We start from the raw sequence: 329 nt of genomic DNA, 5'->3' as shown, positions 1-329 counted from the left end.
GAATTCGCCCTCATCTCCGCCAAACGGCACCGCCTCGAAGATGCCGCCCCCAACAGCCGCTCCGCCCGAGCCGCTCTGCGCAGCGCCTCCGAGCTGACCGTGCTCCTCGCCGGCTCCCAACTCGGCATCACCGTATGCACCCTCGCGCTCGGCGCGATCACCAAACCCGCCGTCCACCACTGGCTCACCCCTGCCTTCTCGAATTGGGGCATGCCGCTGTGGATCGCCGACGTCGCCGGTTTCGTTCTCGCGTTGATCATCGTGACTTTCCTGCATCTGGTCGTCGGCGAAATGGCACCGAAATCCTGGGCGATCGCCCACCCCGAGAA

At 66.0% G+C, this 329-nt stretch carries 1 protein-coding gene; it reads left to right on the top strand.

From position 1 onward, the window contains the following. Positions 1 to 329, top strand: a 329-nt coding sequence (locus tag AC2ETI_RS32700) for a CNNM domain-containing protein (protein ID WP_483635059.1), incomplete at both ends; no start/stop codon positions are given.

Source organism: Rhodococcus sp. MurmanLake-1 (assembly GCF_056945715.1).
Note: the sequence above shows the minus strand (reverse complement) of the source record. Positions and strands in the feature narration are given on the sequence as shown.